Source organism: Streptomyces sp. NPDC057638 (assembly GCF_042800315.1).
In the GTDB taxonomy this organism is placed as follows: domain Bacteria; phylum Actinomycetota; class Actinomycetes; order Streptomycetales; family Streptomycetaceae; genus Streptomyces.
Genome location: NZ_JBHVHF010000031.1, coordinates 22,881 through 42,344 on the forward strand (window position 1 = coordinate 22,881; position 19,464 = coordinate 42,344).

Genomic DNA, 19,464 nt, shown 5'->3' on the forward strand with positions numbered 1-19,464 from the left:
CGCCCCTCACCCCGCCCCCGCGAACCCCGCCCCCGCGTCCCGCAGCAGCAGGTGCAGATCCCGGAAGACCGAGGCCGAGCGGGCCCCCGGCCAGCCCTCCGGGAGGAGTTCCAGGGGGAGGCCCGGGTCGGCGTAGGGGAGTTTGCGCCAGGCGTCCAGGGCCAGGAGGTAGTCGCGGTAGGCGGCCTGGGGGGTGAGGGCGCGCCCCGCTGACCAGGCGTTCATGACGGGTTCGTGGGTGTCGAGGAACTCCTCGTGGTGTTTGGCGATGGCGCCCAGGTCCCACCAGGAGGCCACCGCCTCCGCCGTGGCGGCGAAGCCGAGGTGGTCGCCCCGGAAGAGTTCGACGTACGGGTCGAGGCGGAGGCGGCGCAGGGTGTGGCGGGTCTCCTCGTAGTGGCGGGCCGGGGCGATCCAGACGCCGGGGGCGGCGGTGCCGAAGCCGAGGCGGCCCAGCCGGGAGCGGAGGAGGTGGCGTTTGCTGCGTTCGGCCTCCGGGACGGAGAAGACGGCGAGTACCCAGCCGTCGGCGAGCTGGGGCGTGGCGCGGTAGTAGACGCGGCGGTCGCCGTCCTCCAGGAGCTGGCGGGCGTCGGCGGACAGGGCGTATCCGGCGGAGCCGTCGGCGGCGCGTTCGGGGACCAGCAGGCCGCGCCGCTTCAGCCGGGAGACCGAGGAGCGTACGGAGGGCGCGTCGACCCCGAGGGCGGCGAGCAGCCGGATCAGCTCGGCGACGGGGAGGGAGCCCTCGCGGTCGCGTCCGTACGCGCCGTACAGGGTGACGATCAGGGAGCGGGGAGTGTGCTGGTCGGCCACGGGGTCACTGTAGGGTCCTGGTCTGGTCCGGGGCCGGAACAGGAGGTTCGGGCGCCGCGCCGTCGCGACCGCCGTCACGGAGCCTGAAGCGCTGGACCTTGCCGGTCGCGGTGCGGGGCAGGGCGTCGGCGAAGACGAAGGCGCGCGGGCACTTGTAGGGGCTGAGCAGGGACTTCACCGTCAGGGTCAGGGCCTCGGCGGTTGTCTCCCCGCGCGGTACGCCCGCGCGCAGGACCACATGGGCCTCGGCTATCTCGCCGCGTTCGGGGTCGGGGCGGGCGACGACGGCGGCTTCGAGGACATCGGGGTGGGTCAGCAGGGCCTCCTCCACCTCGGGTCCGGCGATGTTGTACCCCGCCGAGACGATCATGTCGTCGGCGCGCGCGATATAGCGGAAGTAGCCGTCCGGCTCGCGGACGTAGGTGTCGCCGGTGAGGTTCCAGCCGTCGCGGACGTACTCGCGCTGCCGGGGGTCCCTCAGATAGCGGCAGCCGACCGGGCCGCGTACCGCCAGCAGTCCCGGCGAGCCGTCCGCGACCGGCGTTCCGGCGCCGTCGACCACCCGGGCCTGCCAGCCCGGCACCGGGACGCCGGTGGTGCCGGGCCGGATCGCGTCGTCGGCGGCGGAGATGAAGATATGCAGCAGCTCGGTGGCGCCGATGCCGTTGATCAGGCGCAGCCCGGTGCGTTCGTGCCAGGCGCGCCAGGTGGCGGCGGGCAGGTTCTCCCCGGCGGAGACACAGCGGCGCAGCGAGGAGAGATCGTGGCCGTTCAGCGCGGCGAGCATCGCCCGGTACGCGGTCGGCGCGGTGAACAGGACGCTGACCCGGTGCTCGGCTATCGCGGTCAGCAGCCGGTCCGGGCTGGCCCGTTCCAGCAGCAGCGCCGAGGCGCCCACCCGCAGCGGGAAGACCACCAGCCCGCCGAGCCCGAAGGTGAAGGCGAGTGGCGGGGTGCCCGCGAAGACATCGTCCGGTCCGGGCCGCAGGACGTGCGCCGAGAACGTGTCGGCGATGGCCAGGACATCCCGGTGGAAGTGGAGACAGCCCTTGGGCCGCCCGGTGGTGCCGGAGGTGAACGCGATCAGCGCCACGTCGTCGGCGGCCGTCGCCACCGCCCGGTAGCGGCCGGGCGGCGCGCTCTGGGCCAGCCGGGTGAGATCGCCGGGTTCCCCGCCTCCGTACGGAACGATCCTCAGCCCCGGGACGGCGGCGGCCCGCAGCTCCTCCAGTGAGCGGACGTCACAGAGCGCGAGCGAGACGGCGGCGATCTCGCACATCACCGCCAGTTCCCGGGCCCGGTTCTGCGCCAGCACCGTGACGGCGACCGCGCCCGCCTTCATCACCGCCAGCCAGCAGGCGGCGAGGTGGGGCGTGGTCGGGCCGCGCAGCAGCACCCGGTGGCCCGGGACGACGCCGAGGAGGCCGGTCAGGACGTGGGCGATGCGGTCGACGCGGTCCCTCAGCTCTCCGTACGACCAGATCTCCCCGTCACCCGTACGGAACGCGGGCCGCTCCCCGCCCAGCCGCTCCACCGTGCGGTCGAGCAGTTCCTCGCCGCAGTTGAGCCGGGCCGGACAGGGCCACTCCAGCAGGGCGGGCCACTGGTCGGCGGGCGGGAGGTGGTCACGTGTGAAGGTGTCGAGATGGGCCGAGGGGGTCAGCTCCATGGGTGCGCCCCTTCCCGTGGGGGGACGTGCCTTCCCGTGATGGGCTCGTACGGGGAGCGTATCGTGGGTGTGACGACAGTCAACGCTCCGCGATAGACCTCGCGAGGGATGCGAGGGGATCCCGCGAGGGGCCCGATGGACCCCGTGAGATCCGGTAAACCCCCCGAGGGATGCGATAGACCTCGCGAGGGCCCGATGGACCCGCCCGCCCGTTCGCCCGTACCGACGGAGACCGGGATCGGCGGGAGAGGAAGACCGTCAGAGACGTGGGGGCACGGATGCCCGTATTCTCGCTCGAACCGGAGCAGATCGCATGGTGTGAGCGGCTGCGCGCCCTCGCCACCGACACCTTCCGCCCGCTCGCGGAGTCGGGCCGGCCCGGCCGGGTCAACCGCCCGCTGCTCGCCGCTCTCGGCGCCTCCGGCCTGCTCGCGAAGGTCTTCGAGGCCGGGGCGCTGGAACTCTGTCTGCTGCGGGAGTCCCTCGCCCACGGCTGTACGGAGGCGGAGACCGCGCTCGCCCTCCAGGGGCTCGGCACCATGCCCGTCGCCCGCTTCGGCAGCCCCGCACAGCGCCGACGCTGGCTGCCCGAGGTGATCGCGGGCCGTTCCGTCGCCGCCTTCGCGCTCAGCGAGCCCGGTGCCGGATCGGACGCGGCGGCGCTGCGGCTCCGCGCCGACCCCGACCCCGGCGGCGGGTGGCGGCTCACCGGGGAGAAGCGCTGGATCTCCAACGCGCCCGACGCCGACTTCGCCACCGTCTTCGCCCGCACCACCGAAGGCGCGGGCGCGCGGGGGATCACCGCCTTCCTGGTCCCCGCCGACCGGCCCGGACTCAGTGGTGCCCCGCTGGAGATGCTCGCCCCGCACCCCGTCGGCTCGCTGGTCTTCGACGGGACACCGGTCGGCCCGGCCGATGTGGTGGGCGAGGTGGACCGGGGCTTCGGCGTCGCCATGGAGACCCTGACGCTCTTCCGGCCCAGCGTCGGCGCCTTCGCGGTCGGTATGGCCCAGGCCGCCCTCGACCTCGCCCTCGCCCACACCGACCGCCGCCAGGCGTTCGGCGGTCCGCTGAAGGACCTCCAGGCCGTCGCCCACCAGATCGCCGAGATGGCCACCCGTACGGAGGCGGCGCGGCTGCTGGTCTACGCGGCCGCCGCCGCGTATGACGCCGGGGACGCCGACACCCGGCGCCGCTCGGCGATGGCCAAGCTCTTCGCCACGGAAGCGGCCCAGTACGTGGTGGACACGGCGGTGCAACTCCACGGCGCGCGGGCGCTCCAGCGTGGTCACCCTCTGGAACATCTCTACCGAGAGGTCCGCGCGCCGCGTGTCTATGAGGGCGCTACGGAGGTCCAGCGGTCGATCATCGCGAGGGAGCTGTACCGGGCGGCGGCGGCGCCGTGGGTGCCGCCGACCACGAAGGCGGCGAAGGCTGGGAAGGCGGCGAGGGCTGGGAAGGCCGGGAAGGCCGGGAAGGCCGGGAAGGCTGAGAAGGCGGCGAAGGCCGGGAAGGGTGGGAAGGGTGGGAGGGCGACGCGTACGCGTACGGAGACGAAGTCCACCGGGCCCGCCACCGCCGCCGCCGGGTCCGGGGAGGCCGCTGGGGCCGGGGAGGCGGGCGGGTCCGCCACGGCCGCCGCGCCTGGCAAGGCCGCCGCGCCCGTGAAGAACGTGACGAGCACGAAGAACGCGAAGGAGCCGCCCGCATGAGCCTTGACCGGCACGAACCGGCCGAACTCCCGTCCCCCTCCGGCTACTCCCACGCCATCACCGCCACCGGCTCACGGCTGGTCTTCCTCGCCGGACAGACCGCGCTCGACCTGCATGGGCGGATCGTGGGGAAGACGGTCACCGAGCAGTTCGAGACCGCGCTGGCCAATCTGCTCACCGCGCTGGCGGCGGCGGACGGCGCGCCCCAGGACCTGGCGCGGGTCACCGTGTACACGACGGACGTCGACGCCTACCGGGCCGCCACGCGGGAACTGGGGCAGGTGTGGCGGAGGCTGGTGGGGCGGGAGTATCCGGTGATGGCGGTGATCGGGGTGGTGCGGCTCTGGGACGAGGCCGCGCTGGTCGAACTGGACGGGACGGCGGTACTGCCGTAGGACGGCCCCGCGCCCGGCGGAGGCGCGGCCCCGGGGTGATCCGGCCCCGGGTGCGGCGACCCGGGGTGATCCGGCCCGGGCGCAGGCGGCCCCGGGTGAGGGGAACCCTCGGAGGGCCGGCCTCGGGGGGAGGCGGCCTCCGCTGAGGTGGGATCCCCGGCGAAGGCGCGGCCTCCGGTGCGGGCGGCTCCGCCGCCCCACCGCCCCGGGTGCGGGCGGCCTCCGGCCCGGAAGGCCCCGCCGCCCCACCGTCCCGGGGCGGGCCCGCGCCCACCCCGGAACGCGGTCGTCAGGCGTTGATCGCCTGGTAGGTCATGGTCCAGAAGTCGCGGATCAGCCGGGGCGAGTCCGCGGTGGACATCCCGGTCTGGGTCAGCAGGATGCCCACGAGCCGCTGCTCCGGGTCGGCGTGGGTCGTCGTGCCGGTACCGCCGTCCCAGCCGAACTGGCCCACGGACGCGTAGTCGGACCGGTGGGTGCGTACCGCCATCCCCAGGCCCCAGCCGCCGTGCCGCGAGAGCCCGAACGCCACGGGATGGTCGATCAGGGCGTCCCGGGCCGCGCTCTGGGCGGGTGTCAGATGGTTGGTCGTCATCAGCGCGACGGCGGGCCGCGACAGGATCCGCTCGTTCCCGTGCGTCCCCTGGTTGAGCAGCATCCGGAAGTAGGCGTGGTAGTCGTCCACGGTGGAGACCATCCCGCCGCCGCCCGCCGTGAACGCCGGGGGCGCGCTGTACCGTCCGCCCACCGGCTCGTCCCAGACGATGAACTCCCCGGTGCGGGGGTCGGGGGCGTAGGCGGGCGGCAGCCGGTCGATGTCGCCGGCGGGCACATGGAAGCCGGTGTCCCGCATCCCCAGGGGCGTGAAGACGCGTTCGCGCAGGAACGTCTCGTAGGTCTGGCCCGTGACCCGCGCGACCAGCACGCCCAGCAGATCGCAGCCGAGGTGGTACTGCCAGTGCTCGCCGGGCTGGTGGCTCAGCGGCAGGGTGCCGAGTCGGCGCATCCACTCGTCCGGCGCGGGCATCGGCGCCGCCTGGCCGGTCAGTTCCAGCTCCTGGAGGGCGGCCTGGACCGGGGTGTCCGGCCTGGTCAGATCGACTCCGAGCCCGAACCGGCAGGTCAGCACGTCCCGTACGGTGATGGCCCGATCCGCGGGCACGGTCTCGTCCAGGGGGCTGTCGGGCCGCTTCAGTACCCGCCGGTCGGCGAGTTCGGGCAGCCACGGCTCCACCGAGTCGTCCAGCCGCAGCCTGCACTCGTCGAGCAGGACCATGCCCGCCGAGACCCCGAGCGGTTTGGAGGTCGAGGCCATCCGGAAGATCGTGTCCCGGCGCATCGGCGCGCCGCCGTCGTGGCGCATCGTGCCGATCGCCTCGACATGGGTCTCACCGTCCCGGCTGACCAGGGCGACGAGCCCCGGGATCCGGCCCGACTCGACATGCCGGGTCAGGACGTCGCGCATCCGGCGCAGCCCTGTGGTGGAGAAGCCGCGGTTGCCCTTGCTCATCATGAATCCCCTTGTGTGCGGTGGTCGGTGTGCGGTGGCCGGGACCGTCCCGGTGTGGTGCGCGTGCGGTGCGGTGTGCGGGTGGTGCTGGTCGCCGTGGCGGACCGGGTCCGGTGAGCCGCTGGTGGCCCTGTCGCTCCGACTCGCCCGCTCGCTCGCTTCGTGGTGTGCCTCCGGTGGCCGACGGGACCGCCGGCCACCGGAGGAGGGAGTCCGTACGGAGTCTCGGACCGAGTCCATCGGTGTTCGCGAATCTCTGAACAACGGGGACGCTACATTGCGTTCACTGATTCGTCAAAGATATCGGCGGCCGTATCTATCGTTCCAGCAAGGGGAATTGGGGATTCATTGCAATGATGATGCAGATGAATGCAATGAGCGGACCGGAGTGGGCATTGCAATGGACTCTGGGGAAACGCATACTGGGCGGCGAGACGCGCGGGTGCCGGATCCCGTGCCGCCCGCCATGAGGGAGATGAGCGCCGATGCCCGGAGGCAGGCTCACCAGCGAGGACCGTCAGCGGATCGCGGCGGGGCTGGCCGAGGGGTTGGGCTACGCGGAGATCGGCCGCCGTCTGGGGCGGCCCGCCTCGACCGTCATGCGGGAGGTCACCCGCAACGGCGGACCCGGCGGGTACACGGCGGACCGGGCGCATGAGGCCACCCAGGGGCGTGCGCGACGGCGGCAGCGGGCCCAGCGCGCGGCGGTGCCCGTCTCCGACGGCGCCCCCGGTCGTGACCCCCGCGCGGTCGAGGAGTTCGCGGAGTTCTACACCGCCCTCCTCGACCAGCAGGGGATGCCCCGGATGATGGCCAGGGTGATGGCCTGTCTCTGCGTCACCGACTCCGGCGCCCTCACCGCCGCCGATCTGGTGCAGCGGCTCGGCATCAGCGCCGCGTCCGTCTCACACGCCGTCGCCTTCCTGGAACAGCAGGGAATGGTCCGGCGGGAGCGGGCTCCCGGTGCCCGCCGCGAACGCTATGTCGTCGACGACGCGATCTGGCTCCGCTCCCTGCTCGCGGCGCTGCGGACGAACGACGCCCTGGTGGCCGCCTCGCGGCGCGGGGTCGAGGTCCTCGGGGGCGCGACCCCGGCGGGTGCCCGCTTCGAGGCCACCGCCGAGTTCCTGCTCGCCGTGAACGCGTCCATGCGGCAGGTGGTGGAGACGTACGCGCCGGGTCTGGAGGCTCTGGAGGGCGGCGGTGGCGGGGACGGCTTGGGCGCCGAGGCCGCCGGGGGTGGAGGGGGCGCCCAGGGTCGCGGTGGCCCCGGGAGCGTGGGCGGCCCTGGGGTGTGAGGGGCGTAGGGGACGGGTCGGTGCCTTGGGGCGGGTGTGGTCCGCGCCGGGCGCGCTTCTCCCGCTCGTGAGGGCAGGGGGAGACCGGGGCGGACCATGCATCGGCGGGGCTCCGGCGCGACCCCGGCCGCTGAACAATCGTCAAGAAGTGTGCGTCGCGCACCCCCTCCCCGCCTGGACATATACCGCTTCCACATGCGTACGGCCGTGATTCGCGCACGTCAGGACGGGTGCGGAGGGCGTGTGTTCGCTGTGAGATCCGCATGGCCCCCCGCATGGAGGAGTCATGACAACAGTGACTGTCATGCCCCGATCGCGATGTGACAGCTTCTCTCTCGCCACCGACCGGACCAGGCGAGGGAGGAGTGGGCGTGAACCCCGAATACGCGGCTTACTGCCAGGCGGACCGCGACTTCTATGACACCCCGCATCGCGTCTCCGGCGACGCGGCGCCCGCCCCCGAGCGGCTCTACGGACCCGCCCGGGACGGCGCGCCCCAGGGCTGGGACTCCTCCCGCCGTGGCGACTGGCTCTCCTTCACCCCTGTCGGACTGCGGATGCCCCCCCAGGGCTGGAAGATCCATGTCTCCGCCGCCCTCGACAACGCCGAGAGCGTGCTCCGCCGGGTCCTCGACTACTGCGTGCCGCGCCGGATACCGCTGAAGTTCATCCCCGGCCCCGGCCCGCTCCACCTGCGGAACTCCAAGTACGCGGACCGCGCGGGCAGCGGCAAGTTCATCACCGTCTACCCGCACACCGACGAGGCGTTCCGCGAGATCTGCCAGGATCTGGTGACGCTGCTCGCCGGGGAGCACGGACCGTACATCCTCAGCGATCTGCGCTGCGGCGACGCACCGGTGTACGTGCGCTACGGCGCCTTCGCGCCCCGCTACTGTCTGGGCCCCGGAGGCCGGATGGTGCCCGCCGTCGCCGACCCCCGGGGAACCCTCGTCCCCGATCCGCGCGGGGTCTCCTTCACCCTGCCGGAGTGGGTGACGCCCCCGCCGTTCCTCCAGCCCTATCTGGAGGCGCGCGCGGCCGTCGGGATGGCCGACATGCCGTACGAGGTGCGCGGCGCCCTCCATTTCTCCAACGGCGGTGGCGTCTACAAGGCCCGCGACACCCGTGATGACACCGACGTCGTCCTCAAGGAGGGCAGGCCCCATGCCGGGCTCGCCGCCGACGGGGCCGACGCCGTCGCCCGGCTCGACCGGGAGCGCGAGGCGCTGGAACGGCTCGGCGGTCTCGACTGCGTCCCCCGGCTCCGGGACTCCTTCGACATCGGCGAGCACCGCTTCCTGGCGCTGGAGTACATCCCCGGCACCACCCTCAACACCGTCTTCGCCCGGCGCTTCCCGCTGCTCGCCTCCGAGCCGACGCCCGAAGCCCTCGCCGAACACGCCGACTGGGCCCGCCGGATGTACGGGATGGTCGAGCGGGCCGTCGCCCAGGTCCATGAGCGCGGACTCGTCATCAGCGATCTCCATCTGAGCAACGTCATGGTCACCGAGGACGAGTCCCGGGTGGTGCTGCTGGACTTCGAGGCCGCCTTCCCGGTCGAGGAGAACGGCCGCCAGATCGTGGCCAACCCCTCCTTCGTCGCCCCTCCCGACCGGCGCGGAGCCGCGATCGACCACTACGCGCTCGCCTGCGTGCGTCTCGCGCTGCTGCTGCCGCTGACGATGCTGCTCGCGAGTGACCGGGGGAAGGTGGTGTCGCTGGCACGGGCCGCGACACGGTTCTTCCCGGTGCCGGAGGAGGAACTGCGGCCCGCCGTGACGGAGATCCTGCGCGGCGCGGAGAACACGGGTGCCGGTGCCGGTGCCGGTGTCGCGGGCGGTGTCGCTTCTGCGGGCGGACCGGTCTCCGCTGACCCTGACGGCTCGCCCGAACCCTCCGTACCGTCGCTGTCGTCCGGCCCCGGCGGGACGCCCGTACCGCCCGCCCCCGACGACTGGCCGCTCAGCCGGGACTCCATGGTCCGCGCCCTCCTCGCCTCCGCCACGCCCGACCGCGAGGACCGCTTCTTCCCGGGCGACATCGCCCAGTTCGCCAACCCGGCCGGGGGCCAGTCCTTCGGCTATGGCGCCGCCGGAGTGCTGCACGCGTTGCGGGAGACCGGGGCGCCGCCCTGTCCCGAGGCCGTGGAGTGGCTGCTCACCCGGGTCAAGAGCCCCGAGTCCGGCACGGCCCTCGGCTTCTACGACGGGCTCGCCGGGATCGCCTGGACCCTCCAGCGGGAGGGCCATCCCGCCCAAGCCCTCGAACTCGCTCGGCTGATCACCCGTCAGCCACTCGACGGACTCACCTCCGATCTGCACAGCGGCCACGCGGGCATCGCGCTCGCCCTGGACGAGCTGGCGCTCGCCGCCGAAGGCGACGAGGCCGCCGCGCTGCGCGCCGCCGCCGACCGCTGCACCACCCTGGCCGCGCACTCCCTGGTCCAGGGGAAACCCTCCCCGCGCACCGGGCTGCTGCACGGCGCGACCGGGCTGGCCCTGCTCTTCCTGCGCCGCTACGAACGGGACGCGGACCCGGCCCTGCTGGAGCTGGCGGCCGCCGCGCTCCGGCGCGACCTCGGCCGCTGCGTCACCGGCGCCGAAGGCGCGCTCCTCGTTCCCGACGGCAAGCGGAGCATGCCCTATCTGGGCAGTGGCAGCGCCGGGCTGGCACTCGTCATCGACGAGTACCTGGCCCACCGGCACGACGAGGAGTTCGCCACCGCCCGCGAGACCCTCCAACTCGCCCTCCGCTCCTCCTTCTACGTCCAGCCGGGGCTCTTCCGGGGCGCGGCCGGACTCGTCCTCCAGCTCGCCAGGACCCCCTACGGCGACCCGGCGCGGCGGCTGCGGACCATCCGCCGCCACAGCGGGCTCCTGGGCCTGCACGCCCTCCCGTACCGGGGTGACCTGGCCTTCCCCGGCGAGCAGATGCTCCGCAGGTCCATGGACCTGGCGACCGGCACCGCCGGAGTCCTGCTCGCCCTCGGCAGCGCGTACGGCGACGCCCCCGACATCCCCGGAAACGCGCCGACCCTGCCGTTCCTCACGCCGCACCAGCGGCCCACAGACCGGTCCCAGCCAGGGACCGTACGCAACTGAGACACCCGTCCCCAAGGAAGGAAACCATCATGGCGCTTCTTGACCTTCAGGCCCTGGAGACCCCGGCCGAGGACTCGTTCGAGGACGCGACCGGCAGCCAGGTCAGCGTGATCGTGTGTGAGTACAGCTCCCTGAGCGTGCTCCTCTGCACCCCGTGACACTCGGCCGGGGGGTCGGCATGAGCCGCTGACCTCATGGACTCCTCGGCGCGGGGCCTGTGAACGGGCCCCTGGTGGGCCCGGACCCCCGTGGTCCGGGCCCCGCCCCACGTGCGGCGGCCCTCACCGTGCCGCCGCCGTCGCGTTCATCCCGTCCCGACGCCCCGGCCGGTCCTCACGCCACCCGCCCCGGCCGTACCGGAAGGACCCCCAGGTGACGCGCGTTCCGCCCACGGCGACCGCCCGGCCGCCGACCGTGGTGCGCGCCGGACGGCTGCCGCTCACCGTCCTCGGGCTCTGCTCGGCGCTCGCCGCGCTCGCCGCCGTCGCCCTGCCCTTCGCCCTCGGCTCCGCCGTCGACACCCTGATCACCGACGGGCGGCTGCCCGGGGCCGCGCTGCTGCTCTGCGCCGGGCTGATCGCCGCCGACGTACTGCTCGACGCGGCCGTCGCCATCCTCGGCGGCACCACCACCGCCACCCTCACCGCGCGGCTGCGCACCACCGTCCTCGACCGGGTGGTGCGGGCCGAGCCCCGCCACGGCGCCGCCGTCGCCGCGCCCGGCGATCTGACCACCCGGCTCACCGCCAACGCCGCCGAGGCCGCCGCCGTGCCCGTGGCCACCGCGACCGCCGTCGCCACCGTGCTGCTGCCGCTCGGCGGGATCGCCGGGCTCTTCCTGATCGACCCGTGGACCGGTCTCGCGCTGCTGGCCGGGTTCCCGCTGCTGTTGCTGCTCCTGCGCGCGCTCGTCCGGGACACCTCCGCCGCCGCCGCCGACTACCAGCGCGAACAGGCCCTGATCGCCACCCGGCTCACCGAGGCCCTCGACGGCGCCGACACCGTACGCGCCAGCCACAGCGCCGCCCGCGAACGCGCGCGTGTCCTCGCCCCGCTGACCGCCCTCGCCGACCACGGCCGCCGCACCTGGACCGTCCACGGGCGGGCCGTCGGCGGCAGCGCCGTGCTGCTGCCGCTGCTGACCTTCCTCGTCCTCGGCGTCGGCGGGCTGCGGCTCGCCGCCGGGGCGCTGAGCGTGGGTGAGCTGCTCGCCGTCTCCCGCTATGCCGTCCTCGCCATCGGTATCGGCGCCCTGACCGGCGCGCTCACCGCGATCTCCCGTGGCCGGGCCGCCGCCCGCAGGCTCGCCCCGCTGCTCGCGCTGCCCGGCCTGCCCCACCGTGGCCTGACCCTGCCGCCCGGCGGGCCCGGCACCCTCGTCCTGCGGGACGTCGACGTCGTACGGGACGGCCGCGCCCTGCTGCGCGGGATCACCCTCACCGTGCCCGGCGGCACCTCGATGGCCGTGGTCGGACGCTCCGGTTCCGGCAAGTCGCTGCTGGCCGCCGTCGCGGGGCGGCTCACCGACCCGGACGCCGGGACGGTGACCGTCGACGGGGTGCCGCTGGACGGGGTCGACCCGGTGCGGCTGCGGGACGAGGTCGGATACGCCTTCGCCCGGCCCGAACTGCCCGGGGCGACCGTCGAGGAGGCCGTGGCCTTCGGGGCCGGCGACCCCGGCGCGGCGCGGCTCGCGGAGGCGTTGCGGGCCGCCGCCGCCGACGGGTTCGTGGCCCTGCTGCCGGATGGCGCCCGCACCCCCCTGGAGCACGCGCCCCTCTCCGGCGGCGAACGCCAGCGGCTCGGGCTCGCCCGCGCCTTCGCCCACGCGGGCCGGGTGCTGATCCTCGATGACGCGACCTCCAGCCTCGACACCGTCACCGAACGCCGGGTCCAGCGCGCCCTCGCCGCCCACACCGGGACCCGCACCCATCTCGTCGTCGCCCACCGGGTCTCCACCGCCGCAGGCGCGGACGCCGTCGCCTGGCTCCACGAGGGCGGACTCCGCGCGGTGGGGGCGCACACGACGCTCTGGGCGGACCCGGAGTACCGGGCCGTCTTCGCGGCGCGGCCCCCCGAGGCGCACCCGCCCGCGCACGACGGCGGGCACGACCCGGGATGCGCGCCCGCGCACAGCGCCGCCGAGGAATCCGCGTACGACGAACCGGTCACGCCGTGGCCCGCGCCCGCGCGCCCCGCTGACGGCGGGCCCCTGACCGTACCGGAGCAGCGATGAGCCCACCCGCCCCCGACCCGGCAGCTGACCCGGCAGCCGACCCGGTCAACGGCCCGACCGGGGCCACCGCCGGGCCGTCCGCGCGCGGCCGTGGCGCGCTGCGCCGGGTGCTACGGGAGGGCCGCCCCTTCCTGCGGGCGCGCCGCCGGGTCGTGGCGCGGCTCGGCGCCTGGTCGCTGGTCGAGTTCGTCCAGACCTTCCTCAGCGGGTTCGCGGTCGCGCGCGCCCTGGACGACGGGTTCCTCCACGGCGCGCCCGGGGTGGGGCTCGCCTGGCTGACCGTGGCGGCCCTCGCCACCCTCCCCGCCCTCCTCGCCACCCGGGGCGTCTTCGGCGGGCTCTCCGCACTGGTCGAACCGCTCCGCGACGGACTGGTCCGACGGGCCGTCACCCGGGCGCTGCTGGCACCGCCGGGCGCCGGAGCGCCCGCGAGCAGCCGTTCCGTCTCCCAGGTCACCCACCAGAGCGAGATCGCCCGCGACGGCTGGGGCGGGCTGGTGATGTCGCTGCGGTCCTTCGTCTTCACCTCGGCGGGCGCCCTGGCGGGGATGGCGGCCCTGGCGCCCCGGCTGCTGCTGGTCGTGCTGCCGCCGCTGGTCCTGGGGTTCGGGCTCTTCCTCGCCACCCTCGCCCCGATGGCGGCCCGTCAGCGCGCCTACCTCGACGCCGACGAGGAGTTCGCCGCGCACTCCGGCCGGAGCGCCGCCGCGCTGCGGGACATCGCGGCGGCCGGGGGCGCGGGGCCGACCGTCGACCGGGCCCGCCAGATCGCCGCCACCCAGGCCGCCGCGTCCCGCTCGCTGGCCCGCTGGGCCGCCGTCAGGATCCTGGCGCTCGCCGTCTGCGGCGCGCTGCCGCCGCTGGTGCTGCTGGTCAGCGCGGAGTGGCTGCTGCGCGGCGGACTGAGCGCCGGGGCCCTGCTGGGCGCCTTCACCTATCTGACCCAGTCGCTGGGACCGGCCGTACACGCGCTGCTGAGTGTCATCGGCACCGCCGGGGGGCGGCTGGTGGTGGTGCTGGACCGGTTCACCGGACCCGTACCGGCCCCGGCGCGCCCGGAGGACCACCCCGCCCACGGCCGTCCGCTGCCCCCGGCCGATGTCCTCGCCGAGCTGCGCTCGGTCAGCTTCGCGTACGGGCCCGCCGCCCGTCCCGTGCTGGACCGGCTGGACCTGCGGATACGGAAGGGGGAACGGCTCGCGGTCGTCGGCCCCAGCGGCAGCGGGAAGTCCACCCTGGCCGCCGTGCTGGCCGCGGTGGCGGCCCCCACCGGGGGTGAACTGCGCTGGCTCGGCCGGGCGCCGGGGGAGCTGGAGCCCACCGCCGTACGCACCCTGCTGCCGCAGCGGGCCCATGTCTTCGGCGGCACCCTCCGGGACAACCTGCGCTATCTGCGGCCCGGCGCCACCGGACCGGAGCTCGCCCTGGCCGTGGCCGCGATCGGTCTTGAGGAGCTGGTGGCCCGGCTCGGCGGGCTCGACGGGACCGTCGACCCGGCCCGGCTCTCCCCGGGCGAGCGCCAGCTCATCGCGCTGGGCCGGGCCCATCTGGCGACCGCGCCACTGCTGATCCTGGACGAGGCCACCAGCCATCTGGACCCGGCCGCCGAGGCCCGCGCGGAGGCGGCGCTCGCGGCACGGGCCCAGGCCCTGGTCGTCATCGCCCACCGGCTCGACTCGGCGCGGCGGGCGGACCGGGTGCTGGTGATGGACGGCACGGACACTCTCATCGGCACCCCCACCGGGCTCCTGGCCAGCTCACCGCTGTACCGCGAGCTGACCGGCCTCTGGGCACCCGGCTCGGAGCACGGGCGGGAGCGGGAGCAGGGGCGGGAGCGAGGACCCGCACCCGCACGGGCGCGGGAGCGCGCCGGAGGGTCCGTCTCGCCCTGACCCGGCGCGGGAGCGTGCCGGAAGGCTGTCTCACTCCGACCCGGCGCCGGAGTGTGCCGGAGGGGTCCGCGCGACCGCGACCCGGCGCCGGAGCGCCGACGTGGGCGCGAGTACCGGGGGCCGCGCCCGCGTCCCCCGCCCTGGGGTTGAGCTACAACCAGCCGAATTCCTTCGACAGCCGTATCGCGTCAAGCCGGTTGCGGGCGCCGGTCTTGCGTATCGCGGCGGCCAGATAGTTCCGTACCGTACCGCTGGCCAGGTGGAGCGCTCCGGCGATGGAGGAGACCGACTCGCCCTCGGCCGCCATCGCCAGCACTCTCAGCTCACGGGGGGAGAGCGGGACCTCGGTCGCCTGTAACAGCCCGAAGGCGAGTGACTCATCGATATGGCGGCCACCAGCGGCGACCTTGTGGATGATCTCGCAGAGATTGTCGGCGGGGCCGAACTTGTCGATATAGCCCCGGGCCCCGGCGTCCGACGCTCTGCGGAGATCGCCCGCGCGGTCGCCACGGGCGAGGACCACCAGGGCCGTTCCCCGGTCACCGGAGGCGGGCCGTCGCAGCGATTCCATCAGGGTCAGCACTTCCACGGAATCCGGACAATCGAGATCCGTGACGAGAATGTCCGATGGATACTCCTCCATCGCCGTGCGCACTCCGCCTTTGTCGGTGGTCCTGACCTGGAGATCCTTGTCGGTACTGAGCAGGCAGGCCAACGAGGCACGCCACAGTGACACCGCATGGACCAACAGAACCGTCGTCATGGGCTGCTCCTCAGCTCTCTCTTCTCCAGCGTTGCGTACGTTGCGTACCTTCTGTGCGCCCGGTTCACTCAGTTCACCGCAGACACGCGGCGGTCGCCTGACGATCTGCCTCATTCCCTTGAGGCGTCGACGGTAGAGGGGCGTGCGAGAGCACGGTGGAATGAGCGGTGCGCCCCCTGGTATTCGCGGCTTCCCCGACTATCCGGAGCGAGACTGTCCGGATTTCTGATTGGCTTATTCTCGACGCTCTACGCGCGCCGTCCCCCCGGTCAACAGGCTTGCCCGGCAGGCTGATTGATGACACTCGTCGCCGGGTCTGGAATCACCCAAGAGCCTCAATGATGACGCAGATTTCGGGAGAAGAGTTCATTGCTTGACAAATCGAATCGGCTACTGATCAGTTATGTCCGGCACCCCCTCCGGGCGGTGCGCGTACACCCTTCCATCCCTCGTCATTGGGAGACAGTTTGTTCTTCCGAAACACGTCCGGAAGACCGGCGGGGAACGGTACTATTCGCCGCTTCTCCATAGCCGCGGTGGCCCTGGCCTCCGCCGCGGTCACCCTCCAGCCCATGACCGCCACCGCCGCCCCCGCGGCCGGTGAACGTGCCGCCGTACAACCGGCGGCGGGCGGTCTGACCGCCACCATCCGCTACACCGAGTACGGCATCCCGCACATCACCGCGCGGAACTACACCAGCCTGGGCTTCGGCAACGGCTGGGCCCAGGCCAAGGACCAGGTCTGCGAACTCGCCGACTCCTTCCTCACCGTACGCGGTGAACGCTCGCGCCACTACGGCGCCGACGGCCAGGGGGACGGTGACCTCTCCGGCGCCTCCACCAACCTCACCAGCGACCTCTTCTTCCGCGGACTGCGCACCGACCGCACCGCCGAGAAGCTCTTCGAGGCCCCCGCGCCCGCCGGACCCGGCAAGGACGCCAAGGCGCTGATGCGCGGCTGGGTCGCCGGATACAACGCCTGGCTGAAGCAGAACAAGATCAACGACCCCACCTGCAAGGGCGCCAGCTGGGTCCGTCCCATCACCGTCGGCGACCTCGTCACCCTCGGGCACTCGCTGCTGGTGACCGGCGGTCAGGGCATGGCCAGCGACGGCATCGTCGCCGCCACCCCGCCGCGCCCCGGCACCCCGGCCGCGACGGCGCCCGACCCGGCGGCCACCGCCCGCGAGGCCCGCGCGCTCTTCTCCCCGGACGCCAGGAAGCTCGGCTCCAACGCCGTCGCCTTCCACGGCTCCACCACCGCCGGCGGCAGCGGCATGCTCATCGGCAACCCGCACTACCCCTGGCAGGGCGCCCGCCGCTTCTGGCAGTCCCAGCAGACCATCCCCGGCGAACTCAATGTCTCCGGCGGCTCCCTGCTCGGCTCCCCGGCCATCAACATCGGCTTCACCGACAAGGTCGCCTGGAGCCACACCGTCTCCACCGGCGTCCCGGTCAGCCTGCATGAACTGGCCCTCGACCCGGCCGACCCCACGGTCTACCTGGTCGACGGCGAGCGCCGGCGGATGACCCAGCGCAGCGTCACCGTCGCCGTGAAGGACGGCGCGCCCGTCACCCGTACCCAGTGGTGGACCGCGTACGGACCGGTCATCACCGACATGGACGGGATGCCGCTGCCCTGGACCACCAAGAGCGCCTACGCGCTCAACGACCCCAACGCCCGCCATCTGCGGTTCTGGGACACGGCACTCGCCTTCGCCACATCCTCCAGCGTCGACGGGCTCCAGCGGGGACTCGCGCGCACCCAGGGCCTGCCCTGGGTGAACACCATCGCCGCCGACGCGCGCGGCGGCTCCTTCTTCACCCAGTCGCAGGTGCTGCCCCGGATCACGGACTCGCTGGCCCGGCGCTGCTCCACCGCGCTCGGCAAGGCCGTCTACCCGTCCTCGGGCCTCGCCGTCCTCGACGGCTCCCGTACGGAGTGCGCCCTCGGCACCGACCGTGACGCGCTCCAGCCCGGGATCTTCGGTCCGAAGAAGATGCCGACGCTGAAGAACGCGCCCTACGCCGCCAACTCCAACGACAGCGCCTGGCTGGCCCACCCGGACCGGCCGATCCGGGGCTATGAGCGGGTCTTCGGCGACATCGACAGCACGCGCTCGCTGCGCACCCGGGGCGGGATCGAGGACCTGACCGCCCTCACCCGCCGGGGCGAGCTGCGGCTCACCGACGCCCAGCGGCTCCAGTTCGCCAACCGTGCCCCGGCCGGTGACGCGTTCGCCCCCGCCCTCGCCCGCGCCTGCGCCGCCCTGCCCGGCGGTCTCGCGAAGGCCACGGACGGTACGGAGGTGGACGTCTCGGCCGCCTGCCCGGTGCTCAAGGACTGGGACCGGACCCTGAACGTCGACAGCCAGGGCGCGCTGCTCTTCGACCGGTACTGGAAGCGGCTCAACCGGCTCGCCTCCGGCCAGAAGTTGTGGAAGGTGCCCTTCGACGCGAAGGACCCCGTCCGCACCCCGCGCACCCCTGACACCTCGCTGCCCGCCGTGACCACGGCGCTGGCGGACGTGGTCCAGGATCTGCGCGAGAAGAAGGTTCCGCTGGAGACCGCCTGGGGCCAGCGCCACTACGTGGAGCGCGCGGGCCAGCGGATCCCCGTCCACGGCGGCAGCCACGCGCTCGGCGTCTGGAACATGATGGTGGGTGTCTGGGACCCCAAGCGGGCCGCCTACACCGAGATGGTCCATGGCACCAGCTATGTCCAGGCCGTGAGCTGGAACGCCAAGGGCTGCCCGGTGGCCAGGACCCTGGTGACCTACGGCCAGTCGGCCAACCCGCTCTCCCCGCACTCCTCCGACCAGACCCGCCTCTACTCCCAGAAGAAGTGGGTGACCCAGCGCTTCTGTGAGAAGGACATCCGCTCCTCGGCGGCGCTGCGGACCATCACGGTCAACGAGCGCGGCTGACCGGGCGCGATGCCCTGGGGGCCGGGTCGCCGACGGGCGGCCCGGCCCTTCCGTACGCCCGGTGCTTCCGTAGGCCCGGCCCTTCGGCGGGGCCGGGGCCTCCGTACGTCCGGGTCCCGCCGTGGGCGGGAGCGGCGGGTGGCGGCGGGGTCCCGGTGGAGGGCGGCGGCGGGCCCGGGGCGGGGAAGGTGCCCATTATCACGGGAAGCGGATCCCGGGAATTTATATGAAAGAGAGTTCATGAAGGGATACCGCGTCGCGTAATTGCTCGTTTCCGTATGAAGTTGAGTCACCCTGTGAAGATTTGGTGTGTACCTTCATATGGCTGGAACGCGACGCTTCACAGAGGCGGGTGCTGAGCACATTATGTGAGCTGACGGTGATCGGTTGAAAGGGGAAGGGATGGTGGCTCGGGGGGATATCGGTGTACTCCTCGTCTCCGAAGACCAGTTGGAGCGTGCCGGTCTGCACGCGGTTCTCGGCCGGGATTCGGGAATTCTCATCGTCGGGGACGCCGAATCTCCCGGGGAGGCCCACCGGGTGGCCTCCTTATGCAAACCCGATGTCATCCTGTGCAGCGAGCGGTCACTGTCCCGGGAGACCCTGGTCCTCGCCGAGCGGCTCGCCGCCCAGTCCAGCGACGCCCGGCCGGTCCATCTGATCGTGCTGGTGCCCTCCCCTGACGACCAGGCCATCAATCTGCTGCGGATCGGCCGCTGCACGCTGCTCGGCCGTGGCGTCAGCCCCAGCGACCTGATCGCGGCCGTGCGGGTGACGGCCGCCGGATACATGCCCATCAGAACCGATCTGGCGCGTAATCTCGCGGCCGCGTCCGTCTCCCTCAAGGGCTCCTCACACGAGACCCTGGAACGGGTACGGTCGCTCACCAAACGCGAGCGCCGGGTTTTCGAGCTGATGATCCAGGGGCTTTCCAACCCGGAAATAGCGGTTGGATTGGGGGTCGCCGAGTCGACCGTCAAATCCCATGTGCAGAGCATCCTGGGAAAGCTCGATCTGCGCGATCGGGTCCAGGCGGTCATCTTCGCGTACGAGGCCGGGATCGTACGCCGTGCCGCACCTCTGGGTGAGCAGCGGATGGGAATGTCCGTCGCCTGAGGACGGGTGCTGGCACGGCCGCCGTGACAG

Annotated in this window: 12 protein-coding genes and 1 pseudogene; 9 read left to right on the forward strand and 4 right to left on the reverse strand. The window is 73.4% G+C overall.

Going from position 1 to position 19,464, the window contains the following annotated elements; translation table 11 throughout:
- Positions 1-6: 6 nt before the first annotated feature.
- Positions 7-816, reverse strand: a complete 810-nt coding sequence (locus tag ACFVIM_RS07175; protein ID WP_384299599.1) for a PaaX family transcriptional regulator C-terminal domain-containing protein — start codon at positions 814-816, stop codon at positions 7-9.
- 4 nt (positions 817-820) lie between these two features.
- A complete protein-coding gene (locus tag ACFVIM_RS07180; RefSeq protein ID WP_384299602.1) occupies positions 821-2,485 on the reverse strand; it encodes an AMP-binding protein in 1,665 nt (554 codons plus the stop codon).
- A gap of 278 nt (positions 2,486-2,763) precedes the next feature.
- On the opposite strand from ACFVIM_RS07180, the pseudogene ACFVIM_RS07185 reads away from it, so the two are divergent.
- Together ACFVIM_RS07185 and ACFVIM_RS07190 are read left to right on the forward strand one after the other, a co-directional pair.
- A pseudogene (locus tag ACFVIM_RS07185) lies at positions 2,764-3,885 on the forward strand (acyl-CoA dehydrogenase family protein); the annotation flags it as partial.
- Positions 3,886-4,193: 308 nt separating this feature from the next.
- A complete protein-coding gene (locus ACFVIM_RS07190; protein WP_384299604.1) occupies positions 4,194-4,592 on the forward strand; it encodes a RidA family protein in 399 nt (132 codons plus the stop codon).
- A gap of 289 nt (positions 4,593-4,881) precedes the next feature.
- Here the strand turns inward: ACFVIM_RS07190 and ACFVIM_RS07195 are convergent, their stop codons facing one another.
- On the reverse strand, positions 4,882-6,102 hold the full coding sequence (locus ACFVIM_RS07195) for a serine hydrolase domain-containing protein (protein WP_384299607.1): 1,221 nt from the start codon (positions 6,100-6,102) through the stop codon (positions 4,882-4,884).
- 485 nt (positions 6,103-6,587) lie between these two features.
- Between ACFVIM_RS07195 and ACFVIM_RS07200 the strand changes: the two genes are divergently transcribed.
- From ACFVIM_RS07200 to ACFVIM_RS07220, 5 genes are all read left to right on the forward strand, one after another.
- A complete protein-coding gene (locus tag ACFVIM_RS07200; protein ID WP_384299609.1) occupies positions 6,588-7,400 on the forward strand; it encodes a helix-turn-helix domain-containing protein in 813 nt (270 codons plus the stop codon).
- 371 nt (positions 7,401-7,771) lie between these two features.
- Positions 7,772-10,501: a class III lanthionine synthetase LanKC gene (gene lanKC, locus ACFVIM_RS07205; protein ID WP_384299611.1), complete on the forward strand. Its 2,730-nt coding sequence runs from the start codon at positions 7,772-7,774 to the stop codon at positions 10,499-10,501.
- A 29-nt stretch (positions 10,502-10,530) separates the two neighbouring features.
- Positions 10,531-10,659: a SapB/AmfS family lanthipeptide gene (locus ACFVIM_RS07210; protein ID WP_384299613.1), complete on the forward strand. Its 129-nt coding sequence runs from the start codon at positions 10,531-10,533 to the stop codon at positions 10,657-10,659.
- A gap of 214 nt (positions 10,660-10,873) precedes the next feature.
- Entirely contained in the window at positions 10,874-12,736 is a 1,863-nt protein-coding gene (locus tag ACFVIM_RS07215; RefSeq protein ID WP_384299615.1) for an ATP-binding cassette domain-containing protein, read from the forward strand.
- Positions 12,733-14,628 carry an ATP-binding cassette domain-containing protein gene (locus ACFVIM_RS07220; protein WP_384299618.1) on the forward strand — a complete coding sequence of 632 codons (1,896 nt, stop codon included), beginning with the start codon at positions 12,733-12,735 and terminating at the stop codon, positions 14,626-14,628. Before ACFVIM_RS07215 ends, ACFVIM_RS07220 begins: the two co-directional genes overlap by 4 nt.
- Before the next feature lie 151 nt (positions 14,629-14,779).
- Here ACFVIM_RS07220 and ACFVIM_RS07225 read toward each other — a convergent pair whose 3' ends face one another.
- Positions 14,780-15,391, reverse strand: coding sequence for a LuxR C-terminal-related transcriptional regulator (locus tag ACFVIM_RS07225; RefSeq protein ID WP_384299620.1), 612 nt, complete (start codon positions 15,389-15,391; stop codon positions 14,780-14,782).
- A gap of 572 nt (positions 15,392-15,963) precedes the next feature.
- Between ACFVIM_RS07225 and ACFVIM_RS07230 the strand changes: the two genes are divergently transcribed.
- Positions 15,964-18,318, forward strand: a complete 2,355-nt coding sequence (locus ACFVIM_RS07230) for a penicillin acylase family protein (protein ID WP_384299623.1) — start codon at positions 15,964-15,966, stop codon at positions 18,316-18,318.
- A 402-nt stretch (positions 18,319-18,720) separates the two neighbouring features.
- Complete coding sequence (locus tag ACFVIM_RS07235) at positions 18,721-19,434, forward strand: LuxR C-terminal-related transcriptional regulator (protein WP_384299625.1); 714 nt, start codon at positions 18,721-18,723, stop codon at positions 19,432-19,434.
- Positions 19,435-19,464 lie beyond the last annotated feature (30 nt).

Excerpts from the sequence above, each read along its gene's own strand:
- ACFVIM_RS07180 (WP_384299602.1), bottom strand. The coding sequence starts at position 2,485 with ATGGAGCTGACCCCCTCGGCCCATCTCGACACCTTCACACGTGACCAC.
- ACFVIM_RS07190 (WP_384299604.1), top strand. The coding sequence starts at position 4,194 with ATGAGCCTTGACCGGCACGAACCGGCCGAACTCCCGTCCCCCTCCGGC.
- ACFVIM_RS07195 (WP_384299607.1), bottom strand. The coding sequence starts at position 6,102 with ATGAGCAAGGGCAACCGCGGCTTCTCCACCACAGGGCTGCGCCGGATG.
- ACFVIM_RS07200 (WP_384299609.1), top strand. The coding sequence starts at position 6,588 with ATGCCCGGAGGCAGGCTCACCAGCGAGGACCGTCAGCGGATCGCGGCG.
- ACFVIM_RS07210 (WP_384299613.1), top strand. The coding sequence starts at position 10,531 with ATGGCGCTTCTTGACCTTCAGGCCCTGGAGACCCCGGCCGAGGACTCG.
- ACFVIM_RS07220 (WP_384299618.1), top strand. The coding sequence starts at position 12,733 with ATGAGCCCACCCGCCCCCGACCCGGCAGCTGACCCGGCAGCCGACCCG.
- ACFVIM_RS07225 (WP_384299620.1), bottom strand. The coding sequence starts at position 15,391 with ATGACGACGGTTCTGTTGGTCCATGCGGTGTCACTGTGGCGTGCCTCG.
- ACFVIM_RS07230 (WP_384299623.1), top strand. The coding sequence starts at position 15,964 with ATGACCGCCACCGCCGCCCCCGCGGCCGGTGAACGTGCCGCCGTACAA.
- ACFVIM_RS07235 (WP_384299625.1), top strand. The coding sequence starts at position 18,721 with ATGGTGGCTCGGGGGGATATCGGTGTACTCCTCGTCTCCGAAGACCAG.